This window comes from Chryseobacterium contaminans (genome assembly GCF_001684955.1).
Classification (GTDB): domain Bacteria; phylum Bacteroidota; class Bacteroidia; order Flavobacteriales; family Weeksellaceae; genus Chryseobacterium; species Chryseobacterium contaminans.
Genome location: NZ_MAYF01000096.1, coordinates 1 through 6,641 on the forward strand (window position 1 = coordinate 1; position 6,641 = coordinate 6,641).

At 34.9% G+C, this 6,641-nt stretch carries 7 protein-coding genes and 1 rRNA gene; all 8 read right to left on the reverse strand.

What is annotated here, in order from left to right:
- A 16S ribosomal RNA gene (locus tag BBH99_RS07160) occupies nt 1–85 on the reverse strand; the annotation flags it as partial.
- 586 nt (nt 86–671) lie between these two features.
- The gene (locus BBH99_RS07165) at nt 672–1,352 is read right to left on the reverse strand and encodes a hypothetical protein (protein WP_066693936.1); all 681 of its coding nucleotides are present in this window, start codon (nt 1,350–1,352) and stop codon (nt 672–674) included.
- A 5-nt stretch (nt 1,353–1,357) separates the two neighbouring features.
- Complete coding sequence (gene rfbD / locus BBH99_RS07170) at nt 1,358–2,218, reverse strand: dTDP-4-dehydrorhamnose reductase (protein WP_066693938.1); 861 nt, start codon at nt 2,216–2,218, stop codon at nt 1,358–1,360.
- 46 nt (nt 2,219–2,264) lie between these two features.
- On the reverse strand, nt 2,265–2,750 hold the full coding sequence (locus tag BBH99_RS07175; RefSeq protein ID WP_045501263.1) for an acyl-CoA thioesterase: 486 nt from the start codon (nt 2,748–2,750) through the stop codon (nt 2,265–2,267).
- 70 nt (nt 2,751–2,820) lie between these two features.
- Nucleotides 2,821–3,324, reverse strand: a complete 504-nt coding sequence (locus BBH99_RS07180; RefSeq protein ID WP_066693939.1) for an OmpH family outer membrane protein — start codon at nt 3,322–3,324, stop codon at nt 2,821–2,823.
- 66 nt (nt 3,325–3,390) lie between these two features.
- Nucleotides 3,391–3,942, reverse strand: coding sequence for an OmpH family outer membrane protein (locus tag BBH99_RS07185; RefSeq protein ID WP_066693946.1), 552 nt, complete (start codon nt 3,940–3,942; stop codon nt 3,391–3,393).
- Between the two features lie 8 nt (nt 3,943–3,950).
- Nucleotides 3,951–6,485, reverse strand: a complete 2,535-nt coding sequence (bamA, locus tag BBH99_RS07190; protein ID WP_066693945.1) for an outer membrane protein assembly factor BamA — start codon at nt 6,483–6,485, stop codon at nt 3,951–3,953.
- A gap of 27 nt (nt 6,486–6,512) precedes the next feature.
- On the reverse strand, nt 6,513–6,641 hold a 129-nt coding region (locus BBH99_RS07195; protein ID WP_165601896.1), incomplete at its 5' end, for an undecaprenyl diphosphate synthase family protein.

Below are 6,641 nucleotides of genomic sequence, written 5' to 3' on the forward strand. Positions count from 1 at the left end.
CTCCGAAGAGACTCTACCGCTCGGCTTGCATGTGTTAGGCCTCCCGCTAGCGTTCATCCTGAGCCAGGATCAAACTCTCCATTGTATGTTTGTCTGACTCACTCAAAGTTTTAACGCTTTAGTTTTTCCTTACTTGGTTGTTATATTGTATGTCAATGATCTTTATATCTTCCGCTTTTTAACGAAGCAATCTCTCTGTCAGTGTCGCTCCGTATTTGCGAGTGCAAAAGTAAAACTTTATTTTGTAATGACCAAATGTTTTTGAAAGAAATTTTAAAGTTTTTTAAGTAACCTTAACCCTTTCCAAAACCTCAATCTATCCACTCCTGCGCTCCGAATTATTCGGACTGCAAAGATAGAAACTTTATTTTAACTTACAACCTTTTTTATTAAAAAAATTAAAAGTTTTTTTCGTCTTTATCTTTTGAAGTATTATAATGTTCCTGCTTGTCTAAAAGCTCTTCTGCGCTACCGATCTACTCTCGTTTTCAGTGGGGCAAAGATAGTAACTTATTACTACGCAAAACAAACTTATTTAACATAAAATTCATATTGAACCTCATTTTTACACTTAATAGCCTGATAACATGGGTGAAAAATTTTAAACAAAATATAAAAAAAATACCCAGGTATGATTCAAACCGGGTATTTGCTATTTATCTAATATAATTTTATTGCTTATCTTCTTTGTAAATTGCACTTAAAAATTCCGCATAGGACTTTTCCAAGCCAACAATATCTCCTGATTTAAGATTCAAACCACCAATTCCAGAGTTATCCGACTTTACTTTTAATGATGAAATCTGAAAATAAAGATTGTCATCATTGGTTTTCGGCTGGACTTTCACCGTTGAACCTAAAAGTTTTTTAGTTGAGATGGTATACACTTCACCCGGAACAATTTTTAATTTTAAAAATGACCTTGGTGATATAATATAATCCCTCTTATTAATATTAATCTTCTGATCTTTTTCTGAGGAAGCAAAAATATACATTGCACCTTCCTGAACTTTCAGTTTCTCTTTTGGAGTATAATATAATGCAATCTTATAATTAGAAGGGTTGAAAGCCTGAGCCGATCCATCAATGTTTTCAAAGGGTTTAATTACAAAGGTATTGGCACCAATCTCCTTTGCTTTTTTATAAACTAATGAAAAAACCATTGCATCATCTTTTGAGAAGCCCCGAACTTCTGCTTCTCCCAAATAGATTGCACTTGTTTCTGTTTCATCTTTTTTGTAGAGAAACTTATCTGAATTGTCATTGGTTTTCTCCACTTTGTTCAGATAAACATTTTGCGCACTCAAAAGATGAGCACAAAGTATGGAAAAGATGATGGCTATATTTTTCATATTATTTATTGCGTAAGGATGTCAATACATTCTTCAAGACTGTTTTCCCAGTGTTTTGGTTCAATTTTATACATCTCTTCTATTTTATCCAGAGACATTGTACTTCTTACAGGTCTTTTGGCAGGAGTAGGATACTGCTCGGTTGTTAATGCATTTAATTGTATTGAGGATTTTGAAAATTCTGCAATTTTCTTAGCGAAATCAAACCATGTGGTTTCCGGATAATTTGAAAAGTGGAAAATTCCAAAGGTTTTATTTGGATTTTCAATGATATTCATGATTGCTTCGGCAAGATCGTTAGCATTTGTAGGCTGTCCGAACTGGTCTGCAACAATTCCTAGCTCCGTTTTCTGAGAAAACAAGTTCAGCATAGTTTTTACAAAGTTTTTATTAAACTCAGAATACAACCATGAAGTTCTCAGGATAATAGTTCTGGGATTAAGCTCCAATGCCAGCTCTTCACCTTTTCTCTTTGATTCTCCATAGACTCCTATTGGATTGGTAAAATCATCTTCTGAATAAGGAAGGTTTGTATCTCCATCAAAAACATAGTCTGTAGAGACATGAATAAGAATAGTTTTATATTCAGTGCAGGCCTGAGCAAGATGAGCCACTCCATCCGCATTTACAGCAAATGCCTTCTCTCTTTCTTTCTCTGCTAAGTCTACCGCCGTATATGCAGATGCATTGATACAGTAATCCGGTTTGTTGTCATAGAAAAAGTCGTTTACTTGTTCTTCGCTGGTAACATCCAGGGTTGTGGAATCTGTAAAAATAAACTCATATTTATTTTCAAAATTGGGAGCAATTTTTCTGATACAGTTTCCTAACTGGCCATTGCTGCCTATTACTGCTATTTTTTTCATATATTATTCATTTTAAATTATCAAAAGTTCTCAATAGAAATATCTATTAAGAGTTTTTTGCATTTTGAGATCTTAAAAATTTAACTCTTGACTGGAAATCCTTTTGTATCAGATCTACATAAAACTTATTGAATGTTTCTTTTATATCTTCTGGATGAACTTCTGATTTTCTTGTTTTCATATTGAAATAAATGACAGTAACCCAAAGTACAGCATGAACTGTTTTCTCATCTAAGCTTTTCATCAGGATTTCGACTTTGGCTGTTCTATCCTGTACATCGATAGTTTTACTGCTGATAACGACCTGAGTATTATACCTTACTTCTTTCATATAAGCTATTTCATTCTGGATAGCGATCCAGGTGCAGCCTGTCTGTTTGGTATATTCCTCATAAGTAAATCCGTAGAATGTTTCTACATGATCTTCTCTGGCATTGAACATATAATCGAGATATTTTACATTATTCAAATGGCCGATCGGATCACAATCGCTGAACCTAACTTTTACTATAGTTGATACTTCTTTTTCCATTCCGCAAAAATAAACAAACCGCCTCTTTTGGAGGCGGTTTGTCTTATAAATCTTTGTTAATTTGTCGAAATTATTGAATTCCTAATTCTTTCTTTACAGCTGCAGTAGCATCAGCTCCCGCTTTATAAAGGAATGCAGGTGAATTTGCATCCATTACATACTCATATCCGTTAGCTTTAGCAACTTTATCAACAGCATCGTTCAATTTTTTCTCAATTGGTCCGAAAGCTACTTCTTGCTTAGCCTGAAGATCTTTTTGAGCTTTGTCCTGCATTTGAGCTATTTCTTCCTGAATTTTTTGTAATTCAGCTTCTCTAGCTTTGTTTTCGTCTGCAGTTTTCTTAGGAGCTTCTTCGCTATATTGCTTTAGTTTAGCTTGCCCAGCATCATATTTTTTCTTGATCTCAGCTTGTTTAGTATCGTAGAATGTTTTAAGGTCAGCATCTGCTTTTTTCTTTTCAGGCATTGCATTAAGAACTCCCAATACATCTAAAGTAGCCATTTTTTGAGCTTTTGCCATACCTACAGAAACAACCATCATTACTGCTGCAAATAATACACTTAATTTTTTCATAATTGGTAAATAAATAATTTAATTTGTTTTTAGATTTCAAATTTACGTAAAAGTTAACTTATAATTTTATTTTTTACTTTTACTTGTTGTTTTCTCTTTTTTATCTCCTTTCAGTAAAATAGCTAATACTTTTTCTGTATAATCATATTTTCCCTGAAGAAATATAACACTAATGTTATTGCTTTTATCAAGAACTATGCCCAACCCATTTTTTTCAGACATGGTTTTAATGGCCTCCCAGATCTGATCCTGGAATGGTAAAACGAGATTGGTTCTCAATTTTGCTATTTCGCCATTGGCACCAAAACGTAAACTTGTAGTGGTTTTGATGTTCTTGTCAAGGTCTACTACTTCTTTTTCTCTTAGTTTTAGTTGATCACCTATCAATAACACTTTTTCACTTTCAAAGGCTGCCTTTTTTCTTTCATATTCTGACTGCATATTCTGAAGTTCAGACTGCCAGGTATCGATCTGAGAGTTTAATCTCGCTTCGGCTTCTTTATACTGAGGTAATTTATTTAAAATTTCATTAGTATCTACTACTCCGATTTTCTGAGCATTTCCTAACCCAAAAAGTAAAAGTAATATAAAAGTGATGGTTATTTTAAAGTTCTTCATATGTATAATTATAATGATTGGTTCATCAAGAAGTGGTTTTGCCATCCTGAAGGAGTTCCTGACATTGTCTTATCAAATCCATACGCAAAGTCGAACCCAATCAATCCGAACGCTCCCATGTAAACTCTAACTCCTACCCCAACTGATCTTTTCAGCTGGAATGGGTTATAATTACCCCATGAGTTCCAAACGTTACCTCCTTCAGCAAATGTTAGTGCATAAATTTTGGCTGTTTGGTTCATTGAGATTGGGTATCTTAATTCTAAAGTAAATCTGTTATAGATTGTTCCCCCACCTCTTTGAGTAATATCGGTAGATTCACCACCGTAAGTACTTGCGTTATCATATCCTCTTAATGGAATTAGCTCTCGGCCGTCATATCTACCTCCAAATAATCCGGTACCTCCCACATAGAATCTTTCAAATGGTGGTGCTCCTAGATTTTTGTTATATCCATCCATGAATCCCATTTCAGCAGAAGATCTCAATACCAGTTTACCGGCAATTTCGTTATAAACGTCAGCTTTAAACTTGATTTTATAGAATTCCATCCACTTATACTTATCAATAGGCTTCATTGTATCATAATCTTTATTACTAAACAATGAATATGGTGGCGTTAATTTAGCAGAAAGTTCAATATTGGAACCCATTGTCGGGAAGATAGGGTCTATCCCGGCAGAGTTTCTGCTTAATCCTAAGTTGATACTGAAGTTATTAGCAGATCCGTTATATTCTGTAGTCTCTCCAAACTGGAATGGATAGTTATTGAAGTCATACTTCTGGAACTGCAATCCTGTATATAGCGAGAAATAGTCATCCGGCCAGTTCAATAGTCTGTTCAAACCTACAGATGCTGAGAAAATATTCAATTTCTGGGATCCTCCAAGTCCATCACTATATTTTACTCTTGAGTTGTTCAAACTCACAGAAAGAGCTGTTGGTCTTGTACCGAATAACCAAGGTTCTACAAATGATACTCCATAGTTCTGGAAGTACTGTCCTGCCTGCACCTGAATGGAGAAAGTTTGTCCGTCTCCCTGTGGAACCGGCTTAAAGTCTTTAAACTTCAGGAAGTTTCTCAATGAGAAGTTATTGAACGTTAAACCTAAAGTACCGATGAAACTATTACCTCCGTAACCTGCCTGTAGCTGAACCTGAGAAGATCCTTTTTCTACAAGTTTCCAGTTGATATCTACAGTATTATCTATCTGATTAGGCTGAATATCCTGTCCGATCTGTTGTGGATCGAAGAATGACATCCCTGCTAAATCAAAATAAGTTCTCTTGATTTCGGTCTTTTTGAATAATTCTCCTGGCTTTGTTCTTAATGCTCTAAGGATTACGTGGTCATGGGTTGTTGTATTTCCCTGCCATGTTACTTTATTCCAGGTAGCCTGTTCTCCTTCATTAATTCTGATCTCCAAGTTTACGGCATCACCGTTCACTGATTTTTCAACCGGCGTTACGTTGGAGAAAAGGTATCCGTTGTTCATATAAACGGATTTGATATCGGAGTCATCTTCTTTACCACCGTCTTCACCAACCTTTTTGTTGAATCCAACCGCATCGTAAATATCCCCTTTCTTATATCCTAATAATCTCTGTAAATATTCTGTAGAGTAAACTGTATTACCAGTGAACGTAATATCACCGATATAATACTTTTTACCTTCGTTAAGTTTTACATTGATTTCGTAGTTATTGTTCTTATTTCTCCATACAGAGTCTGAAACAATTTTCGCGTCTCTATATCCCAGCGAGTTATAATAATTAATCAGGTTTTGTTTATCTTCCTGATATTTATCTTCGATGAATTTTGAAGATTTTAAAATTCCACCAATACCGAAACGTTTCTGTTTTGTTTCTTTAAAGGCTTTGTTTCTAAGCTTTCTATCACTTACACTTGGGTTTCCTTCAAACTCAATATGGTCGATTTTAACTCTTTTACCTTTTTCTACATTGATCGTCCAGTCAACCAAAGCAGGGTCTCCGGCATTTACTTTATCTTCAATTGTAATTTTTGCATCGGCAAATCCTTTTTTGATATAGTCTTTCGGAATATTTGTCTTAAGACTTGATACCAGGTTTTGGGTAATCTTTGTACCAGGCTTCAGATTGTTGTCTTTAGCCAGTTTCTCACCTTTTGACTTCCCAATTCCTTTACCCTTGAATTTTACTTCTCCAAGTTCCTTCAGATCCTGAAGATAGAATTTAAGAACTACAGTCTGTCCTTCAATACTTTGCACGTATACTTCCACTTCAGAGAAAGATTGTGTATCCCAAAGCTTTTTAACAGCATTACTGATTTTCTGTCCTGGAATATCTACGGTTTCTCCTTTGGATAAGCCGGTAAATCTGAGGATCTGAGCTGGTGTATATTTTTTTACCCCATCTACAACAATGTCTTTAAGCGTATAAGTACCTACCTCATTGTCTGCATGTACAGCATTGTTTACTTTTGTGCTGTCTTGTGGCGTTACTTGTCCATAAAAATGTGCAGAAGCAGCAAACATAATGATGGGTAATAGTCTAAACTTCATTTTATCGAGTCTTTCTTTTCTTTAAAATTATTGGCCTTGTATCTGCTCTCCGGTTAATCCGTATCTTCTTTCTTTGTTTTGATAATCAACAATACATTGGAAGAAAATATCTTTGGTAAAATCCGGCCATAGAACATTTAAAAACTGTAATTCAGC